This window comes from Janthinobacterium foliorum, from assembly GCF_978021625.1.
Map to the genome: position 1 here is coordinate 1 of NZ_CDXDQE010000001.1, position 20,896 is coordinate 20,896.

At 65.0% G+C, this 20,896-nt stretch carries 9 protein-coding genes; all 9 read right to left on the bottom strand.

Annotated features, from left to right (window positions below):
• Positions 1-1,375: phospholipase D-like domain-containing protein (locus ACZ92H_RS00005; protein WP_465048436.1), on the bottom strand; the 1,375-nt coding region annotated here is incomplete at its 3' end.
• 25 nt (positions 1,376-1,400) lie between these two features.
• Positions 1,401-4,175 carry a type VI secretion system Vgr family protein gene (locus tag ACZ92H_RS00010; RefSeq protein ID WP_465048434.1) on the bottom strand — a complete coding sequence of 925 codons (2,775 nt, stop codon included), beginning with the start codon at positions 4,173-4,175 and terminating at the stop codon, positions 1,401-1,403.
• Between the two features lie 140 nt (positions 4,176-4,315).
• Positions 4,316-6,472 carry a S46 family peptidase gene (locus tag ACZ92H_RS00015; protein ID WP_465048432.1) on the bottom strand — a complete coding sequence of 719 codons (2,157 nt, stop codon included), beginning with the start codon at positions 6,470-6,472 and terminating at the stop codon, positions 4,316-4,318.
• An 88-nt stretch (positions 6,473-6,560) separates the two neighbouring features.
• The gene (locus tag ACZ92H_RS00020; RefSeq protein WP_465048430.1) at positions 6,561-8,687 is read right to left on the bottom strand and encodes a PAS domain-containing sensor histidine kinase; all 2,127 of its coding nucleotides are present in this window, start codon (positions 8,685-8,687) and stop codon (positions 6,561-6,563) included.
• Entirely contained in the window at positions 8,684-11,278 is a 2,595-nt protein-coding gene (locus ACZ92H_RS00025) for a chemotaxis protein CheB (protein ID WP_465048428.1), read from the bottom strand. Before ACZ92H_RS00025 ends, ACZ92H_RS00020 begins: the two co-directional genes overlap by 4 nt.
• Positions 11,279-11,406: 128 nt before the next feature.
• Positions 11,407-12,837 (bottom strand): efflux transporter outer membrane subunit, encoded by a 1,431-nt coding sequence (locus tag ACZ92H_RS00030; RefSeq protein WP_465048427.1) that lies wholly within the window; start codon positions 12,835-12,837, stop codon positions 11,407-11,409.
• Complete coding sequence (locus ACZ92H_RS00035) at positions 12,834-16,052, bottom strand: efflux RND transporter permease subunit (protein ID WP_465048426.1); 3,219 nt, start codon at positions 16,050-16,052, stop codon at positions 12,834-12,836. Before ACZ92H_RS00035 ends, ACZ92H_RS00030 begins: the two co-directional genes overlap by 4 nt.
• Entirely contained in the window at positions 16,049-19,177 is a 3,129-nt protein-coding gene (locus ACZ92H_RS00040; protein ID WP_131372822.1) for an efflux RND transporter permease subunit, read from the bottom strand. The genes ACZ92H_RS00035 and ACZ92H_RS00040 overlap by 4 nt, the downstream gene beginning before the upstream one ends.
• Positions 19,174-20,529 carry an efflux RND transporter periplasmic adaptor subunit gene (locus ACZ92H_RS00045; RefSeq protein ID WP_465048424.1) on the bottom strand — a complete coding sequence of 452 codons (1,356 nt, stop codon included), beginning with the start codon at positions 20,527-20,529 and terminating at the stop codon, positions 19,174-19,176. The genes ACZ92H_RS00040 and ACZ92H_RS00045 overlap by 4 nt, the downstream gene beginning before the upstream one ends.
• Positions 20,530-20,896: the final 367 nt, after the last annotated feature.

Genomic DNA, 20,896 nt, shown 5'->3' on the forward strand with positions numbered 1-20,896 from the left:
TGACCGGCATATCTTCAAGACTCTTGCCCGCCTTGGCACTGCCGGCCTTCCAGGCGGCGACCACCTTCTTGCGCTCGGCCAGCAAATGCCGGGCCCATTCCTCATACTGGAAATACTGGTTTTCCACGTACAGGTAGCCGCCCGCCAGGCTGGCCTGGGTCACGGCGCGAAAATAGGTTTCCTTGATGGTCTTGTCCTGCTCCTCGGGCTGGGTCAGGACGATCTGCACGATGGAGTCGCCCGGTTCGGCCTTGTGTAACAGCCGCGCCGGTGGGCTGCCATGGGGCAACTCGCGGCTCACGCTGGCAGTGGACGCCGCATGCGTGCGATCGCCGGCCGCGCGATCCCATGCCTTCACGAAATTGTTATAGAGCGCGATGAGCGCCTTGCCGCCGTCGATGCGGCAGGCATAATCCTGATACGGTTTCAGCGTGGCAAATCCGCCATCTGCGGCCATGCCTTGCAAACACTCGCGCCGCTCGTTGACGCCGCCCTGTTCGCGCCGCGTATCGTCGAGCAGATGGGCCGTCGTGTCCCAATAATCGGTCACCGAGTTCAGGCCCATCACGTAACCGACGGCCTTCGCCCCTTCTTCGTGGTCGAAATCGATCAGGACGGGCTTCTGGTGATGCGTGCCCAGGTATTGCATGCCGGGCTTTTCGATTTCCCCCATCGTCAGGCCGTGCGGCCGGTTGATTTCGGTCGCGATACTCTTGCTGATCGCCGCGCTGTCGCCGTGCCGCAAGCGTATCTCCAGGCCGCCAAACAAGCCCTTGAACGCGGCCGCATACCAGCTGTAGCAGTATTCTTCACGCGCCAGCATCGGGATATCCTCGGCCCGGACGAACTCGCCCGAATAACCGTGGCCTGCAACCGGTTTCTTTTTTCTGACCGCCTCCTGCAACATCGCCAGGCTGGCTTTTGCGCTAATATCGTCAGCGCGCTGTCCACCGATTTTCCATGGCGAGGTGCCGTGTGTATGGCCCGGCATATTGTGCACCATCGGTGAACCGATCCGGTCATGCCAGATCAGCAGCCGCACCCTGACGTGACGCCGTGCGGCGGCGATCAGCAAGTCGCCAAACGTGTCGCCCCGCGGCCAGATGGCGCTGTTGCCGCGCACCAGTTCCATGCCCGGATCGAAACCCCAGCAGCACAGGTCGATGGACTTTTCAGCCCTGGCGATTTCGCCGGCGATGTCGGCGAACCCTTCCTGTCCGCAAATGAACAGCGTCAGCTTGTTGTTATGCGTAATCGGGTGGCTGGCCTTGCCTTTCAGGTTGCGGTTTTCCAGCAGCCATTGGAGCGAACTGGTCGCGCTGCGGCCGACCTCGTCGATGTGCGTGGTTTCGATGCGGCTGGTCGGTTCCGGCATGGCGCTCTCCCGTCAGTGTCGTGAATCATTGCATCCAGCGGCCATCGGCGGTGTCGTCGAACGCGCGCACACCGCGGTTCGACAGCGTCTGTTCGCCATCCGCCGCTGCGCAGGCATCGAAGCACGCGCTGGCCTGCAAGGCAAACTCCTCGCCATTGCCCAGGACGACACGGTAGCGCGGCGTGCCATCCTCGTGCGCGATCAGGATGCGGCCGAAGTCGTCGGTCAAGCCGCGTTCGACTTCCGCGTCCCCCTTGTACAGCGTGTACGGCACCTGCGCGTAGTGACCGCCATCCGCATGGGCCTGTATCGTATGCTGCAATTGCCCCGCTGCCGGCGCAATGGGCGGTTCCATCTCCGGCTGCGGCCGGTTTTTGGGCGCCAGCGTTTCCAGGTTTCCATGAAACAGCGTCGGCGACGACGTGAAAAACTGCACCTTGTCGCCAATTTCGAGCATGCAGTCGGCGCCATGCAGGCGCACGCCTTTGCGGCCGCGGATGTTCACCCAGTCGGCCTGGCTGATCAGCTCCAGCACCTTGTTGGCGACGATTTCGACCGCATCGGTTTGTGCCGCGATCTGCACCATGCCGGAGGCGGCGATCAGTTTCATGCCGGCCTTGTGCACGAACAGGCGCAGCGCCGCGCCGATGCTGGCAAACAGGCCGCCACCCGCCGCCAGCGACAGGTCGCGCCCGGTCGTCAGCGCGGTGTGCTCGGCGCTGGCGATGTGCGTCGATTGCGCGGTCGTCGTTTCGATACCGGCCGGGCTGGCCAGCACCAGATGCGGCTTTGACAGTTCCGGAAACACGTCTGCGCCGCCGCCAGCGGCGCCCTGGATGGCGGCATGCTGGGCTGTCAGCACCTCGGCGGCTGCAGCCTGCTGGGCGGCGCTTTCCTGCGCGCCGTGATGCTGCGCCAGGGCGGCAAGTGCCTTGTGCCGCTCGGCAGCCTCGGCCAACCGGCGCACCGTTTCATCCATGCTCTTGATATGCGAAGCGGCGCCAGGGCGCGCTTCGGTGGTCAGCAACATGCCGCGGCCGGCGCGCGCCACGCCCCAGGCGTCGGACGCCAGTTCCCAGCCCTCGCCACGCGCATCCTTGCGCCCGCTGGCGTCTTCGATGCGGCTGATGCAGCCGAGCGACAACTGGCTGTGCTGATGATCGCTTCTCAGTTGCGCCTGGATGCGCCGGTGCGTGTCGTCAAGCACCAGCTGGTTGCCGCGCACGCCGTGGCCGCCGCCAGGCATCAGTTCGGCGCTGCGCCAGCCGCCCAGCATGCATTGCCCCGGCAAATTCCACGGCGGCGCATGGTTGCCGTTGTACACCGCGCCGACAATGACGGGACGGTCGATATTGCCGTCCAAAAATTGGATCAGCACTTCCTGGCCGATGCGCGGCAACGCGATCTGGCCGAAGGCCTGGCCCGCCCATGGCGTCATGACCCGGATCCATGGCGAACTGCCCGCGTCGAACTTGCCCAGCCGGTCCCAGTGGAATTGCACCTTCACCCGGCCCAGCGCGTCGGTATGGATGGTTTCGCCCGCCGGTCCGGTGACAATCGCGGTCTGCACGCCAGGCAACTTACACGGCGTGCTGTTGAACTGCCGCCCCGGATACCAGCGGATGCTCTTGCGGATGCAGCTGAAACGGTTTTCATAATGCGACGTCGCGCCTGTCCCTGCCTGGTAATTGTTGGTGGCGACATGATCGACCGCCAGTATCAGGTATTCGCGCGAGCGGATGTCCGGGCGCGCCGCTTCGCCTCTGGCCGGCATGGATTGCTCGCCGCTGAAGTGGCCGCCCAGCGTGAAACTGCGCCCTGCCTGGGCGCAGCGGTGATTGCCGCCAGCGTCGAAGTATTGCGCCTGGCAGTTATGCTCTTCCAGGCGGCGTTGCGCCAGCGCTTCGCCGTCGCCCATGTCGGCATAGCCATAGCCGGTGTCCTGATACAGTTCATGGGCAAACACGTCGCCCTGCTGGTGCAGCGCATGGCCGCTGGCGCGGCTGGCATGGGGCTGCTTGTAATTGAAACTGGCCAGCGTGAGCGAGCCTGAAGCGATCTTGCGTATGGCCTGCCAATCGCGTATGCCGTCGCACTCCAGCGAGCCCGCGCCGCTGCGAAACACCATCTCGCCGGCTTCGCCGGCCTGGCCATCGCCTGGGTCGATGCTGTCGGTCAGCCAGGTATTGTCGCCCAGGCAGAGCGTGTGACCGTCGGCGCGATGTTCATACCAGTAATGGATACCCTGCTCTTCCCAGCGCCGGTGCAGATGGTTGTAATCGGTTTCATTGTGCTGGTTGGCGCAAGTTAATATCGCTTTTTCCTCATGCAGGCGGTTTTGCCAGTCGCGCTGCATATAATGCGCGAAGGTCGTTTCGCTGATGTCGATGACCGTGCGTCCGTGGAACGAGACGTTGTCCATGCGCAGCCTGGAAAACGCCAGCCAGGGTTGCAGCACCATCTGGTAGAACGCGAAACCGCCATCGCTGCGCAACAGGCGAAATTCGCCCACATAACCATTAAAATGGCGCAAGCTGCCATCATCGCGCACCATCGAAATCGTGACCATGCGTCCCATCATCGCTGTCAGGGGCACGTGCAGATTGTCGGACAGCAGTTCGGCGTCGAAGCGGAAGTCGCGTGACATTGCTTCGTGCGCCCGCAAGCTGTTGACCAGCAGCGCGGTATCGGGCGGACCATCGTCGTGCGGAAAATCCATGCGCAGCAAGCGGCTGTCCTGGACTCGCCTGCCCGCCCCGAACAGGCGCGCCAGGTCGGCTGCCAGCTTGCCATCATCCATATTGCCTCCTTCGGACTTGTTTCCCTGGCCCATGCTAACCATGGGGAACGCCGGCATATTGATGGAACACAAACTAGTTGCTCATACGTAAAAAAGCCGCATCGGCCCTGGGGCGGATGCGGCTTGTTGAGCGTTGAAAGTTACTTCTTCGCAGCTTTCACAGGCTTCGGATACTTGATGGTCATTTCCTGCAGCAGGTTATCCGCGTGGTCCACTTCCTTCATCACCCACAGCATGTAGCGGATGTCGAGGTGGATGGCGCGCGTGATGGCCGTGTCGAAGTACCAGTCCTTGGTGATCGATTCATAGGTCGAATCGAAGTTCAGGCCGATCAGTTCGCCACGCTTGTTCATCACGGCCGAACCGGAATTGCCGCCCGTCGTGTCCGCGCTGGTGAGGAAGTTGACGGGCACCGTGCCCAGCGCCGGGTCGCGGAACTGGCCGTAGCGTTTTTCCTTGACGGCATCGAGCAGCGCCTGCGGTGCTTCGAATGGCGCCTTGCCCGTGACCTTCTCGACGATGCCTTCCACGGTCGTGAACGGCCCCTTGCTGATGCCGTCGCGCGGCGAGTATGGCGCTACCGTGCCATACGTGACGCGCAGGGTCGAATTGGCGTCAGGATAGACGGGCTTGCCTTGCGACTGCTTCCAGGCGATCACGGCTTGCATGTATTGCGGGATCACGCGCTCGAGGTTGCCATCGATTTCCTTGCGGCGCTCTTCCAGCGCCAGCTCCACCGGCTGCAGCTTGACGGCCAGTTGCATGAAGGCGTCGTCGGACTGGGCAACAGCGGCCTGGTCCTTTTCCAGCCAGGCCAGGCGCTTGGCCGTGTCGGCCAGCTGCGTCTGCTGGTACAGGGCCGCCACGGCCGCTGGCGCCGGCAGCAGCGCGTCCAGGCCCTGCGGATGGCTCTTCGCCGTCAATTGCGCGTAGCGTTTCAGGCCCGCTTCAAAGCGCGCCTGGTCGACCTTGTTGACATACGACTGTTCCAGGCGCGCCAGGCGGGCCTTGATGAAGGCCAGGTCGCGCTGCTGGAAACCCGATTCGCGCTCGGCGTCCGGCTTCTGGCGCTCTTGCGACAGGCGGTAGACGGTGCGCGCGCTTTTCAGCAGGTCGCTGTTGGTGGCCACCGTCCAGGCGAACTCTTCTTCGCTCAGGGCCATGTCGCTGGCGATCGCCGCATCCAGTTCCGCCAGCAGGGTCGGCGAGACGTTCGGCTGCCTGGCGTACCAGGCGCGGAATTCGGCATCCTGCCCATCCTTGATGGCGGCGATGTCCTTGCGCGCAAAGCCGTCGAGCAAGCCCTGGGTTTTCTTCAGCACGTTATTGATGCTTTTCACCACGCTGGCGTAGCGCACGGCGGAGGCGGCATCGCCAGCCGTCGCGTCCGCCATCACGGCCAGGTCGGCTTGCAACTCGGACACTTTCAGGGGGAAAGCCGTATCGCGCGCGAAGCGGATTTCCGCCGGCAGCTTGTAGCGGCTGGTGCGGCCGGGATAGCCCGCCAGCAAGATGCCGTCGCCGGCCTTCAAGCCTTCCGCCGAGACCACCAGGAAGTCCTTCGATTTGTAGGGCACGTTGTCCGGCGACGGATCGGCCGGACGGCCATCCTTGCCCACATAGGCGCGCAGGAACGAGTAGTCGCCCGTGTGGCGCGGCCATTCGTAGTTGTCGGTGTCGCCGCCGAAGTTGCCGATCTTGTCCGACGGCGCGTACACCAGGCGCACGTCGCGTATCATCATCTGGCGGATGCGGTAGTACTCGAGGCCGCGGTGGAAGGCGGGCACGGAGCAGCGGTACATCTTGTCCGTTTCGCATTCGGCGATCAGGTCCTTGACGCGTTTTTCCACGGCTTCGTGGCGCGCGCGGCCCGTCATGTCGGCCGTCAAGCCTTTCAGCACGCGGTCGCTGACGTTTTCCACCTTGTCCGTCACATACACCAGGCTGTTCGGACCGCCCGGCAGCTCGCTAGCACGAGTCTTGGCCAGGAAGCCGTTGGTAATGTAGTTGTGTTCCGGAGTGGAATTGCGCTGGATGGCGCCATACGCGCAGTGATGGTTCGTCACGACCAGGCCCGCGTCGGAAACGAAGGCGGCCGAGCAGCCGCCCAGCGACACGATGGCGCTCATCGGGTGCTTGCTCAGGTCTGCCAGTTTTTCCGCAGGAATTTCGATGCCGACCCGTTTGAGTTCGGCTTTCAGCTGTGGCAGCTGATGTGGTTGCCACTGCCCTTCGTCGGCGTGTGCGCCGGCGAACGCGCCCATCAAGGCGACTGGTAATACGATTGTCTTGAACAAGATATGCCCCTCCATAAAAAGCAGGCGAAAGTATAGCCTGTCCAGGCCGCCAGGGTCGGCAAAAAAATGTTCCTGCGGCAATCATCGCTCAGCCGGTGACGCGCACCGCGCCCGGCAGGGGAATTTGCAGGGCCAGGCGGCAGCCGGCGCCCGACGGCGGCGTGCCCACCTCGAACTGGCCGCCCAACGCCGTCACCCGTTCGGAAATGCCGATCAGGCCGAAGCACTGTTTCTTGCGCTGCTGCTGCGGCGTGATGCCGATGCCGTTGTCGCTGATGGCCACGTAGACGGCGCAGGCGTCCGAGCTCAGCTCGATCTCGACCTGGCTGGCCTGGGCATGGCGCATGACGTTGCTGAGCGCTTCCTGCACGATGCGGAACAGCACCGTTTCGACCTGGCTGCCGATGGCGGCGAACAGCGCCTCGTCGCGTATCAGCAGGCGGCACGCCACGCCGCTGCGCTTGCGGAAGTCGCCCACCTGCCACTCGATGGCGGCCTGCAAGCCCAGGTCCAGCGCCATCGGGCGCAGTTCGTTCATGATGCCGCGCACGCTCTTGATGGTGGTGTCAACATTGCTGAGCACGGCACCGACGCGGCGGTGCAGACGCGGGTGCGTCCCTTCGGTGCGGGCGCTGAGCATGGAAATATCGATGCGCAGCGCCAGCAGGTTTTGCCCCAGTTCATCGTGGATATCGCGCGAAATGCGCTTGCGCTCGTCTTCCTTGGCCGTTTCCAGGTGCAGCGCCAGCTGGCGCAGCTGGGCGTGCGACTGGCGCAGCGCCCCATCCATCAGCTTGCGCTCCGTGATATCCGTGTGCGCCACCACCACGCGCAGCGGCCCTTCGCCAAGAAAGCGGCTGACCCTGGCCTGCGACCAGCGGGGACCGGCGCGCGTGGCAAATTCATATTCGAGCGCGTACGCATCGGCCGTGCCAGTGATCACGGCGCGGATGCCGGCGGCCAGCTCGCGTCCGGAACTGCGCTGCCAGCGCGGGTCCGTCTCGCAAAAATGCAGATACTGCAACTGGTGGCTCGCGTGGCCGGCAAACGCCAGGCACGCCTGGTTGGCATGCACCAGGCAGCCCGCCTGGTCCAGCACCAGCACGCGGTCCGACAGCGAATCGATGGTGGCATGGAAGAAACGCTCGGCGTCGCGCAAGGCTTCCTGCGCCCGTTCGCGCTGGTGCACTTCCAGCTGCAGATGCTGGTTGGCCCGCAGCAGCTCGGCCGTACGATCGATGACGCGCTGGTCCAGCTCGCGGTGCAGCTCGCGCAAGTCCGCCTCGGCCAGCTTGCGCTCCGTGATATCGGAAAACACGCCGACAAAATGGCTGATGGCGCCATCGGCCGTGCGCATGGGCGTGATCGACAGCGATTCGACGAAGCGCTCGCCATTCTTGCGCCGGTTCACCAGTTCGCCATACCAGCTGCCGTCCTGGTGCAGGCTGCGCCACATGGCTTCATAAAACTGCGGCAGGTGCGTGCCGCCGCCGAGGAAGGACGGGTCGCGCCCGATGGCTTCTTCCGCCTGGTAGCCCGTGATGGTGGTGAAGGCGGGATTGACGGAAATGATGCGGTTGGCGCTGTCGGTGACGAGCACGCCTTCGCGGATGGTATCGAGGATAACAAAGGCGCGCCGCAAGGCCGATTCGCGCGCCAGCTCGTCGCCCAGGTCCGTCACCAGCATGCGCGCCGTGCCGCTGGCGCCGTCGAAATTGGCCTCGATGCGCACCATGCCGCCCGTGCGGCCCGCTTCGCCTTCGAACAGCTGCGCTTCCAGCACCTGGCGCGCGCCGCTGGCGAAGACGGTGTCGAGGAAACGCCGGAAGCCGCCCTGCGCCTGGGGCGCGATGAACTGCTCGAAACGCCGGCCCAGCAAGCGGGTTTTTTCGCGCCGCAGCAGGCCGCAGGCGGCCTCGTTGGCGCGCGTGATGACGCCTTCCGGCGCCAGCGAAAAATAGCTGACGGGCGCCTGCTCGTACAGCTGCGCATAGCGGTCGCGGCTGCTTTCAAATTCATTCTTCAGCTGCTCCAGCTCGGCCAGGGCCGCATTCTGCATTTCCAGCTCGATCTGGCTGACCTGTAATTCATGCAGCTGGCGCATGACTTCTTCATTCGACAGTGGCGGCAGCGACACGCGCTGCTGCTCGGCCAATTGCTCGGCCTGCTCCCTCAGCCTGGCCGGTGTGCCGCCGCCGTCGAATGGTTGGTTCATGGCAGGTATTCTCCCGTGACGCCGCCAGCCACGGCGCCGGACTGCATCTGGCGCAGCTGGGCTTCCAGCAGCTTCGATTCCGTGATATTGATGAAGGTCACGACCACGCCATCGATCACATTTTCAATCGTACGGTAGGGCATGATGCGCACGTTGTACCAGCGCCCGTTCTTGGTCTCCACCTGGCGCTCGCAAAAGACCAGGCTGCGGATGACTTCCAGCGCATCCGTTTCCAGCCCCGGATAGTCGAGGTCATTGACGATGTCGCTGAGCGGGCGGCGCAAGTCCGTCTGGATCAGCTTGTAGATCTGCGTGGCCGGCGCCGTGAAGCGGCGGATGCGCAGGTCGCTGTCGAGAAAAATGGTGGCGATGTCCGTGCTGTTGAGCAAATTCTTCATGTCGCTGTTGACCAGCGACAAATCATCGACCTTTGATTGCAACTCGGCATTGACCGTATACAGCTCTTCATTGAGCGACTGCATCTCTTCCTTCGAGGTGGTCAGTTCCTCGTTCGTCGATTGCAGTTCCTCATTGGTCGACTGCAATTCCTCGTTGGCCGATTTCAGCTCTTCGCGCGAGGTCTGCATCTCGTCGCGCACGGCCTGGATCTCATTGCGCGCCTGCGCCAGCTGCTGTTCCAGCTCCATGACCTTGGGATTGGGCGAGCGGCCGCGGCGTGCCTCGGCCACCAGCGGCACGCTGGAAAACGTCACGAAGACCATGCCGCGCAACGATTCCGGCTGGCTCAGCGCTTCCGCGCTCAAGTCCACGCCCAGCGACTGGCCCAGGTGATCCTTGACCACCAGGCCCTTCAGGCGCACCACGCTCTCGGTTTGCAGGGCTTGCTTGATCAGGCCCGCCAATTCATAACGCAAGCCTTCGCGCGCCATGGCATGGATATTCCAGTTGGCCTTGCCGGCCGCCGGTTCCAGGAAAGCGCCCGTGCGGCCATTGATGTACAGGATGTCGCCGTCCTGGTTCAGCAGCGCGGCGGCCGGTGAATATTTCTGGAGCAATAATTGCTCGACATGGGATTGTATCTTTCCAGTCATGCTGACTTCTCTCGTGTCGCTAGGTGTAGGGGGGGATGCCAACGATACCTTGGTGGGAAAATACGTGGGCAGGCGCTGGCGCGCCATATTGTCGAGGCGGCGGTACAGCCGGGTCGACGTGGTCAGGGGCGAAAACAGGTCGGAAAAGTGGCCGGGCGTATCCGCGCTGCCCAGCAACAGGATGCCGTCGCGGTTCAGCGCATAGTGGAACAGGGGGATCAGGCGCTGCTGCAGCTTGGCATTCAGGTAAATCAGCAGGTTGCGGCAGCACAGGATATCGAGCTTGGTGAACGGCGGGTCGGAGATGATGTTTTGCTGGGCAAAGATGATCGTGTTGCGGATCTCTTTTTTCACGTGGTAATCGCTCTTGTCGCGCACAAAAAAATGTTCCAGGCGTTCGGCCGACACATCGCTGCTGATGCTGTGCGGAAAGCGCCCCTGGCGCGCGCGGTCGATGGCATCGGCCGACAGGTCGGTGGCAAAGATCTGCAGGCTGTACTTGGACGGCGGATTGATGCCGGCCACCACTTCATGGAAGACCATGGCCAGCGAATACGCCTCCTCGCCCGTGGAACAGGCCGGTACCCAGGCCTTGAAGGCGCGGCCGTCCGGATGCGCCGCCAGCATGTGCGGCAAGACCACCATCTTCAGGTATTCCCACACCTTCTGGTCGCGGAAAAAGCTCGTCACGCCGATCAGCAATTCCTTGAACAGCAAGTCGATTTCGGCGGGATTGGCGCGCAAGTACGGCACGTAGGCTTCCATCGACGTCATCTGGTACAAGCTCATGCGCCGCTCGATGCGGCGCAGCACCGTATTGATCTTGTAGTCCGTAAAACTGTTGCCCGTATGCTCGGACAGCAGGGCAACGATCTCCTGCAGGGAATTGCGTCCGTTCGGCTCCCTGCCCGGCAAGCTAAGGAAGCTGCTGCGGAACAGGTAGCTGATGATCTTGTCCGGCATCTTGTCGGGAAAATCGACCAGGTCGACCACTTCGGCGGCAATGGCGCTTTGCGGCATCATGTCGAACTTGGCCGTATCGGGATGCTGGGCCAGGGTCAGCCCGCCCGCCTGCTTGATCGCCTGCAAGCCGCGCGTGCCGTCGCTGCCCATGCCGGAAAAAATCACGCCGACGGCCAGCTCGCCCAGTTCGCTTGCGAGGCTCTCGAAAAATGTATTGATGGGCAAGCGGTGGCCGCGCAGCTGCAGCGGCTCGCTGAGCAGGAAACGCCCCTTCGACAGGCCCAGGTCCGCGTTCGAAGGAATGACATAGATATGGTTCGGGCGCAACTCCGCCTGGTGCGTGATTTCCGTGACGGGGATGCTGGTGGCGCGCTGCAGCAGTTCCGGCAGCATGGCCTTCTGCGTGGGGTCCAGGTGCTGGATCACCACATAGGCGATGCCGCTTTCCTGCGGCACATTCGCCAGGAAGGCGACGATGGGATCGAGCCCGCCGGCAGAAGCGCCGATGGCCACCACGGGGAAATCGATGGCGGCCACCTCGGGCACGGAAGTATTGCTGTGTTTGCTGCGTGTCATCGTCTGCAAGAGTGCAGCCACGGCAAAACCGTCAGGCTGGGAATTGATAATCTTGCATTCTAGCACTCAAGATGCGCGGGAAAACGCGAATTTGGCGCAGCGGTTTTGCCTGCGCCAGGCTGCCCCCGTTACTGCGCCTGCGGCGTATGCCAGCCGCCGCCCAGCGCCTGGATCAGCGCCACGGCCGTGGTCTGGCGGTCGGCTTGCGCCTGCACCAGCGAACGGCGCGCCGACAGGGCCGTCACCTGCGCCGTCACCACGTCCGTATAGCCGACCTGGCCCGCGTTGTAGCGGTTCAGCATCTGCTGCTCCACCTGGTCGGCGGCCGACGAAGCCTGCTGGCGCAATGCCAGCTGCTCGGCCAGCGCGCGCGTGGCCGAGAGCTGGTCTTCCACGGCGCCAAAGGCGCTCAATACCGTCTGGCGATAGCGCGCCACGGCCGCTTCGTGGCCCGCCTTGGCGGCATCCACGCTGGCCGTGGTGGCGCCCGCGTTGAACAGGGTTTGCGCGGCCGACACGCCCAGGGACCACAGGCTCGACGATGCATTGAACAGGTCGCCCACCTTGCTGGCGCCGGAACCGTAGGAACCCGTGAGGTTCAGGCTCGGATAATACGCGGAACGGGCGATGCCGATCTGCTCGTTGGCCACGGCAACGCGGCGCTCGGCGGCGGCGATGTCGGGCCGGCGCTGCAGCAGCGTCGACGGCACGCCCAGCGGCACCTCGGGCACGGTCAGGGTCCACGGCGCCACGGCCAGGCTGAAGTCGGACGGTGCCTTGCCCAGCAGGATGGCGATCGCATGTTCCAGCTGCGCGCGCGAACGCACCTGGCTGGACAGATCGATCTGCGCATTGGCCAGCTGCGTCTGCGCCTGCAGCAGGTCGGACTTGGCGGCGATGCCGGCATTGAAGCGGTTGCTGGTGATGTCGAGCACGCGCTTGTAGCCGTCGATGGTGGAATTCAGGAGCGCGATCTGCGCATCGCTCTGGCGCAGCGAAAAATAATTGGTCGCCAGCTCGCCCTGCGCCGACAGGCGCGCGGCGGCCAGGTCGGCCGCGCTGGCGCTAGCGCTGGCGTCCGCGCCCGTCACGCCGGCGCGCAGCTTGCCCCACACGTCCGGCTCCCACGACGCGCCGATGGCGGCGCGGTAATTGTTCGCCGTCTGCTGCTCGCCCCCGCCGCCCGAGCGGGTGCCGCTGCCCGTCAGGTTCACGGTGGGGAACAGCGAGGCGCGCTGTTCGCGCACCAGGGCGCGCGCCTGCTCGTACGCGGCGATGGCTTCAGCCACGTTCTGGTTCGAGATATCGATGCTGTCAGCCAGCTGGTTCAGCTGCGCGTCGCCGAACAGGGCCCACCACGGCCCCCGCTCGAGGGTGTCGGCCGGCGCGGCGGGCTGCCAGCCAGCCGCCTCCTTGAACGTCTGCGGCGCGGCGGCGGCCGGCACTTCATACGTGGGGCTGACGGCGCAGCCGGCCAGCAGGAGGAAAGCGGTGGCGGTGGCCAGCGCCACCAGGCGGCGCGCCGGTACGGTCGATACGATGGGTTTTACATGCTTCATGATTGTGTGCTCGGGTTATCTGGCCCAGGAATGCGGCTCAATTGCTGCTCGTCGGCGCTGCGCGTGCGCAGCTTGTCGAGCAGGATATAGACCACCGGGGTGGTCAGCAATGTGAGTAACTGGCTGGCGATCAGGCCGCCGATGATGGCGACCCCCAGGGGCTGGCGTAGCTCGGACCCCTCGCCAAAGCCGATCGCCAGCGGCAAGGCGCCCAGCGCCGCCGCGACGGTCGTCATCAGAATGGGGCGGAAACGCAGCAAACATGCCTCGCGCACCGCCTCCACCGCAGTCAGGCCGCGCGAACGCTCGGCCTCCAGCGCGAAGTCGATGATCAATATAGCATTTTTCTTCACGATACCGATCAATAGGAACACGCCGATCAGGGCTATGATGGAAAACTCCATGCGGAACATCAGCAAGGCCAGCACGGCGCCCACGCCCGCTGAGGGCAACGTCGACAGCACGGTGATCGGGTGGATCAGGCTTTCGTACAGGATGCCCAGCACGATATAGATCACCACGATGGCCGCCAGGATCAGCAGCGGCTGCTCCTTGTTGCTGTCCTGCGCACTTTTCGCCGTGCCCTGGAAACTGCCGCGCACATTCACGGGCATGCCGATTTCCGCCTCCGCCTGGGCCACGGCCGCCTGCCCGTCGCCCAGGGTATAGCCGTCGCTGAGGTTGAACGACACGGTGGTGGCCAGTTCGCCGCCCTGGTGGTTGATCGAGGTGGCCGTCGAACTCTCGGCAAAGCTGCTGAACGACGACAGCGGCACCATGGTGGTCAACGTCGTGGCCAGCGCATTGCCGCTGGACGGGTCGCGCGCCGCCGTGATATTCGTCACCGTGGCCGATGCCGCCGTGTCCGCGGTGGCCGTGGCGGCGGTCGCCGGCACGTACACGGAGCGCAGCGCTTCCGGGCTTTGCGCATAGCGCGGCGCCACTTCCATGATCACGTGGTACTGGTTCAGCTCATCATAGATGGTCGCCACCTGGCGCTGGCCAAAGCTGTTGTACAGCGCATTGTCGATATCCTTGACCTGCACGCCCAGCTGCGTGGCGCGGTCCTTGTCGATGGTGACGAAGGTTTCCACGCCATTTTCCGCCTGGTCCGTATCGACGTCGATCAGGGCCGGCTGGGCCTTCATCTGGTCGGCCAGTTTCGCCGCCCATTTCTTCAGGTCCGCCTGGTTGTCGCTGATCAGGGTGTACTGGTAGGTGGAATTGCTGGAACGCCCGCCCATGCGCAGATCCTGTACCGGGTTGAGGAACAGCGAGATGCCCGTGACCTTGGCCAGCTGCGGACGCAGGCGCGCGATGACGGCCTGGCCCTTGTCTTTCCGCTGCGAAGCCGGCTTCAAATCGATGAACATGAAGCCGCCCCCTGCCCTGCCGCCGCCCGTGAATCCCACGACGGTGGCGACGGCCGGATCGTCCTTGATGATGTTGACGAGCTCGCGCAGCTTGCCCTGCATGGCCTGGAACGAGATGCTCTGGTCGGCGCGCATGCCGCCGTTGATCTGGCCCGTGTCCTGCTGCGGGAAGAAGCCCTTCGGCGCGGCCGCGAACAGGTAGACGTTCAAGCCGACGACGAACACCAGGATCGCCATCACCAGCGCGGCGCTGGACAAGGCCCAGTCCAGGCAGTGCTCATAGAGCTTCAGCATGCGGTCGAAGCCCCGCTCGAACCAGCGCGCCACGGCGCCGGGCTCCTTGTGCGGCTCGCCGTTCTTCAGCAGCCAGGCGCACATCATCGGCGTGGTGGTGAGCGAAATGACGAGCGAAATCATCACGGCGGCCGACAGGGTGACGGCAAACTCGCGGAACAGGCGCCCCACCTGGCCGCCCATGAAGAGCAGCGGGATGAAGACGGCCACCAGGGACAGGCTGATCGACAGCACCGTAAAGCCCACTTCGCGCGCGCCCAGCAGGGCCGCCTTGAAGCGGTCCATCCCTGCCTCGATGTGGCGCTGCGTGTTTTCCAGCACCACGATGGCGTCGTCGACAACGAAGCCGGTGGCCACCGTCAGCGCCATCAGCGACAAATTGTTCAGGCTAAAGCCCAGCATGTACATCACGCCGAAGGTGCCCAGCAGGGACACGATGGTGGCCACGGCCGGGATGATGGTGGCGCGCACGCTGCGCAAAAAGGCGCTGACCACCAGCACCACCAGCACGATGGAGAGGATCAGGGTGAACTCGATCTCGTGCAGCGAGGAGCGGATGGAATTGGTGCTGTCGGACGCCACCTGCAGCTTGATGTCGCCGGGCAGCTGCGCCTGCAGCTGCGGCAGCAGCGCGCGCACGCCGTCGACGGTGGCGATGACGTTGGCGCCCGGCTGGCGCGTGATCAGCACGATGACGGCCGGGTCGCCATTGAACAGGCCCAGGGTATTCGTGTTTTCCACGCCGTCGACCACCTCGGCCACGTCGTCGAGGCGGATGGCGGCGCCGTCGCGCCAGGCCACCACCAGGCTGCGGTAGTCGGCGGCGCTGCGCCCGCCGGACGCCGTGCTGGCGCCCGAATAAATCTGCAGGCTGCGCTCGTCGCCCGTGATCGCGCCCTTGGGCCGGTTGGCGTTGGTGGCCTGGATGGCCGCGCGCACGTCGTCCATCGACACGGCATAGTGATTGAGCTGGTACGGCAGCAGTTCCACGCGCACGGCCGGCAGCGAACCGCCGCCCAGCTCCACGTCGCCCACGCCCTTCACCTGCGCCACCTTCTGCTGCACCAGGTTCGAGACGGCATCGTAGATCTGGCCCGGCGTGCGCGTCTTGGACGTCAGCGCCAGGATGATCACGGGCGCGTCCGACGGATTGGCCTTGCGGTAGGTGGGGTTGCTGCGCAGGGTGGCCGGCAGGTCGACGCGCGAGGCGGCGATGGCCGCCTGCACTTCGCGCGCGGCCGAATCGATCTTGCGGTTCAGGTCAAACTGCAGGTTGATGCGCGCCGAGCCCGTGCTGGACGACGAGGTCATCTCGTTCACCCCGGAGATGACGCCGAGGCGGCGCTCCAGCGGCGTGGCCACGGAGGTGGCCATGGTTTCCGGGCTGGCGCCGGGCAGGCTGGCGCTGACGGAGATGGTCGGGTAATCGACCTGCGGCAGCGGCGAGACGGGCAGCACGAAGAAGGCGCCGATGCCCGCCAGCGCGATGCCGATGGTCAGCAGCACGGTGGCGATGGGCCGCTTGACGAACGGTGCGGACAGGTTCACGCGGCGCTCCCTGGCTGGGGATGGTCGCCCGGCTTGTCCAGGTTCACCGCGCCGCCCGTCTTGCTGCCGAAACGGCGGCCCAGGCGGTCGAAGGCCAGGTAAATGACGGGCGTGGTGAACAGGGTCAGCACCTGGCTGACGATCAGGCCGCCGAAGATGGCCAGGCCCAGCGGACGGCGCAGCTCGGCGCCCTCGCCCCAGCCCAGCATCAGCGGCACGGCCGCGAACAGGGCCGCCAGGGTCGTCATCAGGATCGGCCGGAAGCGCAGCAGCGCCGCCTGGTGGATGGCTTCCTGCGGGCCCTTGCCCTCGTCGCGTTCGGCCTCGATGGCGAAGTCGATCATCATGATGGCGTTCTTTTTCACGATGCCGATCAGGAGGATGATGCCGATGATGCCGATCACGCCCAGGTCCTGGCCGGACAGCATCAGCGCCAGCAAGGCGCCCACGCCGGCCGACGGCAGGGTCGACAGAATCGTCAGCGGGTGGATATAGCTTTCGTACAGCACGCCCAGCACGATGTACACGCAGACGACGGCGGCCAGGATCAGCCACAGCTGGTTCGACAGCGAGTTTTCATACGCGCCGGCCGCGCCCAGGAACGTCAATGTCACCGAGGCGGGCATGGCGATGTCCTTCGCCGCCTGGCGGATGGCGTCGACGGCGCTGCCCAGAGCCACGCCCTGCGTCGTGTCGAAACCCAGCGTCGTGGCCGGGTACTGCGCCACGTGCGTGATCTGCAGCGGCGCCTGTTTTTCGCTGACGCTGGCAAAGGCGGACAGCGGCGTCGACTTGCCGGAGCCCGTGCGCACCTGCAGGTCCGACAGGTCGGACGGCGTGGTGACGATGCCGGGCTGCGCTTCGAGGATCACGCGGTACTGGTTGGTTTCCGTGAAAATCGTCGAGATGATGCGCTGGCCAAACGCGTTGTACAGCGCGTCGTCGACGGTGGCCGTGGTGACGGACATGCGCGCGGCGCTGTCGCGGTCGATCGCCACCGTGACGGCGGCGCCCGTGGCGCCCGCATCCGTGACGACATTGCGCAGCTGCGATTTTTCACGCATGCGCGCCGCCAGCTTGCCGGCCCATTGCGTGACGGTGGCCGTGTCGGCCCCCTCCAGCGACACGCGGTACTGCGTGGGGCCCGATTCCGCATCGATGGTCAGGTCCTGCGTCGGCTGCAGGTACAAGGTCACGCCGGCCACCTTGGCCACGCGGTTGCGCAGGCGCTCCATGATGTCGTCCTGGCTGTCGCTGCGCGAGCGCTTCAGGTTGATCAGCATGCTGCCCGTGTGCAGCATGGTGTTGTTGGCCGCATCCACGCCCACCAGGGAACTGAGGGTTTCGACGTCGGGATCGTCCAGCAGCGCCGCGGCGGCGGCCTGCTGCAAGGCCGCCATGCGCGCATACGACACGGCTTGCGAGGTTTCGATGCGCGCCTGCAGCTGCCCCGTGTCCTGCGTGGGGAACAGGCCTTTCGGAATGGTGATGTACAGGATCACGGTCAGCACCAAGGTGGCCAGGGCCACCAGCAGGGTCAGGCCCTGGCGCTTCAGCACCCACACCAGGGCGTGGTCGTAATGATGGATGACCTTGTCGAAGAACGCCTGGATGCGCTGGCCCGTGGCGCTGACCTTTTCATCGGCGTGGCTTTTCAGCCAGCGCGCCGACATCATTGGCACCAGGGTCAGCGAGACGACGGCGGAAATCAGGATCGTGATGGCCAGGGTCATGGCAAATTCGCGGAACAGCCGCCCCACCACGTCGCCCATGAACAGCAGGGGAATGAGCACGGCGATCAGGGAAACCGTCAGCGAGATGATGGTAAAGCCGATCTGCGAGGCGCCCTTCAATGCGGCGGCCATCGGCGTCTCGCCCTCCTCGATGTAGCGGGCGATGTTTTCGATCATGACGATGGCGTCATCGACGACAAAGCCCGTGGCGATGGTCAATGCCATCAGGGACAGGTTGTTCAGGCTGTAGCCCAGCAGATACATGACGCCGCAGGCGCCGATCAGCGAGATCGGCACGGACAGGCTGGCGATCACCGTGGCGCGCAGGCTGTGCAGGAAGGCGAAGATCACCAGCACCACCAGCAGCACGGAGACCAGCAATTCCATCTCCACGTGTTCGACCGAAGCGCGGATGCCCGTCGTGCGGTCGCTCAGCACGTCGAGCTTCATGGCCGCAGGCAGGCTGGCCTGCAGGTCGGGCAGGAGCGCCTTGATGGCGTCCACCGTCTTGATGACGTTGGCGCCGGGCTGGCGCTGCACGTTCAGGATGATGGCCGGCTGCTTGCCGGCCCAGGCGCCCAGGCGCGTGTTTTCCGCGCTGTCGACCACGTTGGCCACGTCGGACAGGCGCACGGGTGCGCCATTCTTATACGTGATGATCAGGCGCTTGTAGTCTTCCGCCGTCACCAGCTGGTCATTGGCGTTGATGGTGAACGAGCGCGTGGGACCGTCGAAACTGCCCTTGGCGCTGTTCACGTTGGCCGCCGTGATGGCCGTGCGCAGGCTGTCGAGGCCCAGGCCGTACGACGCCAGCAATTTGGTGTCGCCCTGGATGCGCACGGCAGGCCGCTGGCCGCCCGACAGCGAGACCAGGCCCACGCCGTCGACCTGGCTGATTTTCAGGGCCAGGCGCGTGTTGACGATGTTCTGCACCTGCGTCAGCGGCATCGTGTCCGAGGTAATCGCCAGGGTCAGCACGGGCGCATCGGCCGGATTGATCTTGGCGTACACGGGCGGCGCCGGCAAGTCCGTCGGCAGCAGCGAGCCGCCTGCGTTGATGGCCGCCTGCACTTCCTGCTCGGCCACGTCCAGCGTCTGGCCCAGGGTGAATTGCAGGGTGATGATGGAAACGCCGGCGGCGCTGGTGGAACTCATGCGCTGCAAGCCCGACATCTGGCCGAACTGACGCTCCAGCGGCGCCGTGACCGTCTGCCCCATGACTTCGGGGCTGGCGCCCGGGTACAGGGTCTGCACCTGGATGGTGGGGAAGTCCACCTGCGGCAAGGCGGCCAGCGGCAGGAACTTGAAGCCGACCAGCCCCGCCAGCACGATGGCCAGCATCAGCAGCGCCGTGGCGACGGGGCGCTTGATGAATGGCGTCGATGGACTCATTGTGCCGCGCCCTTCGCTGGCGCCGGCGCGGGCGCCGAGGCGGTAGCCAATGCCGCAGCCGACGCCGCGCTGGCCGCGCCGTCAGCGTGCTGGCGGCGGTGGCGGCGTTCGCCATTCGCTGCCCCCGCGCCGCCGGCGGCTGGCGTGTCGCCCGCCAGCATGACCTTGGAACCTTCCTTCAGGCGGTCGGCGCCTTCCGTGATGACTTGCTCGCCCGCTTCCAGGCCGGCGCGGATTTCCACCATGTCGGTGGTGGCCTGGCCCCGCGTGACCATGCGCACGGTGACGGTCTTGTCGGCCTTGAGCACGTAGACGAAGTCGCCGTTATTGCTGTGGCGCAGGGCCGTCACGGGCACCAGCACGGCGCCCGTGATATTGCCCAGTTCCAGCCGCACGTTGACGAACTGGCTGGGGAACAGCGCCATCTTCTCGTTCGTGTAGCGGGCCTTGGCGCGCACGGTGCCCGTCTGCACGTCGACCTGGTTGTCGAGCGCCGTCAGGCTGCCCTTGTCCAGCGTGTGCGTGCGCGTGCGGTCCAGCGCCAGCGCCGCCAGGGCGGAACCGGAATTCAGGCGTTCCTGCACCGTCTGCACCTTGTCCTGCGGCACGGCAAACTCGACGTCGATGGGCGAGAGCTGCGTCACCACCACCACGCCGCCCGTGTCGCTGGTGCTCACCAGGTTGCCGATATCGACCACTTTCAGGCCTGCGCGGCCGCTGATCGGCGAGACCACCTTGGTGTAGCCGAGGTTCAGCCTGGCCGTGCCTTCGGCGGCGCGGTCCGTCAGCACCGTGCCTTCCAGCTGCTTCACCAAGGCGGCCTGCGTATCGACGTCCTGGCGCGCGATGGAATCCTGGCCCAGCAGGGTTTGATAGCGCTTCAAGGTCAGGCGCGCATTTTCCAGCTGCGCTTCGTCGCGCTGGCGCTGGCCCGTGGCCTGCATCAGCGCCATTTCGAACTGCGCCGGGTCGATCAGCGCCACCACCTGGCCCGCCTTGACCATGCCGCCTTCCTTGAACTTCAATTCCTTCAGGATGCCCGACACCTGCGGACGCACCGTCACGGTCGACGCGGCCGTCACCGTGCCCAGTGCATCGAGCACCACGGGCAGGTCGGACTTCACGGCCGTGGCCACGCCAACGGTGGTCGAGGGGGCGCCGCGGCGGCCACCGGGGCCGCCTGGCCCGCCAGGACCGCCCGCGCCGGCACCGCCCTGCGCGCTGGTGCCCGAATGGGTCAGATACCAGGCGCCACCGCCCAGCGCGGCCATCACGGCCAGCGCGATGACACTGCCGACGATTTTCGAACGGCGGCTGCGCCGTGGGGTATTGGGTGCTGTCTGCGAATCCATCGCTTATCCTTTTATAGGCCGCTGGCACGGCGAGTCTGTGGCGCCGGCCGAGGTGGGACACGCTCAGGCCGGACGACCGTTTTTCGGGTTGTTGCAGTTAAAAAGCGTCGGGGGTCAAGAGCTGAAGATCAGCTGAAAAAACATCGCTCCCTAGCGTGAAACGACTCTAGCATAGTCATGTATCTGTTTCATTTCCATTTGAAACAATTACACACACGCCTGTCAGCGGCCGCCGGCCGGCGGCGCCGGCATCGGCGCGGCCGCGTGGGGCGAAGGGTGGATTCATCAGGCTTGCGGGGCGACGGGCCGCCGCCACAGGGCATGGCGGGCGGCTGGCATATCGATACAAACTCGCTACAAAATTTCC

Bases quoted from the DNA above. Each gene is read 5' to 3' on its own strand.
- ACZ92H_RS00010 (WP_465048434.1), bottom strand. From the start codon at position 4,175: ATGGATGATGGCAAGCTGGCAGCCGACCTGGCGCGCCTGTTCGGGGCG.
- ACZ92H_RS00020 (WP_465048430.1), bottom strand. From the start codon at position 8,687: ATGAACCAACCATTCGACGGCGGCGGCACACCGGCCAGGCTGAGGGAG.
- ACZ92H_RS00025 (WP_465048428.1), bottom strand. From the start codon at position 11,278: ATGACACGCAGCAAACACAGCAATACTTCCGTGCCCGAGGTGGCCGCC.
- ACZ92H_RS00030 (WP_465048427.1), bottom strand. From the start codon at position 12,837: ATGAAGCATGTAAAACCCATCGTATCGACCGTACCGGCGCGCCGCCTG.
- ACZ92H_RS00040 (WP_131372822.1), bottom strand. From the start codon at position 19,177: ATGAGTCCATCGACGCCATTCATCAAGCGCCCCGTCGCCACGGCGCTG.
- ACZ92H_RS00045 (WP_465048424.1), bottom strand. From the start codon at position 20,529: ATGGATTCGCAGACAGCACCCAATACCCCACGGCGCAGCCGCCGTTCG.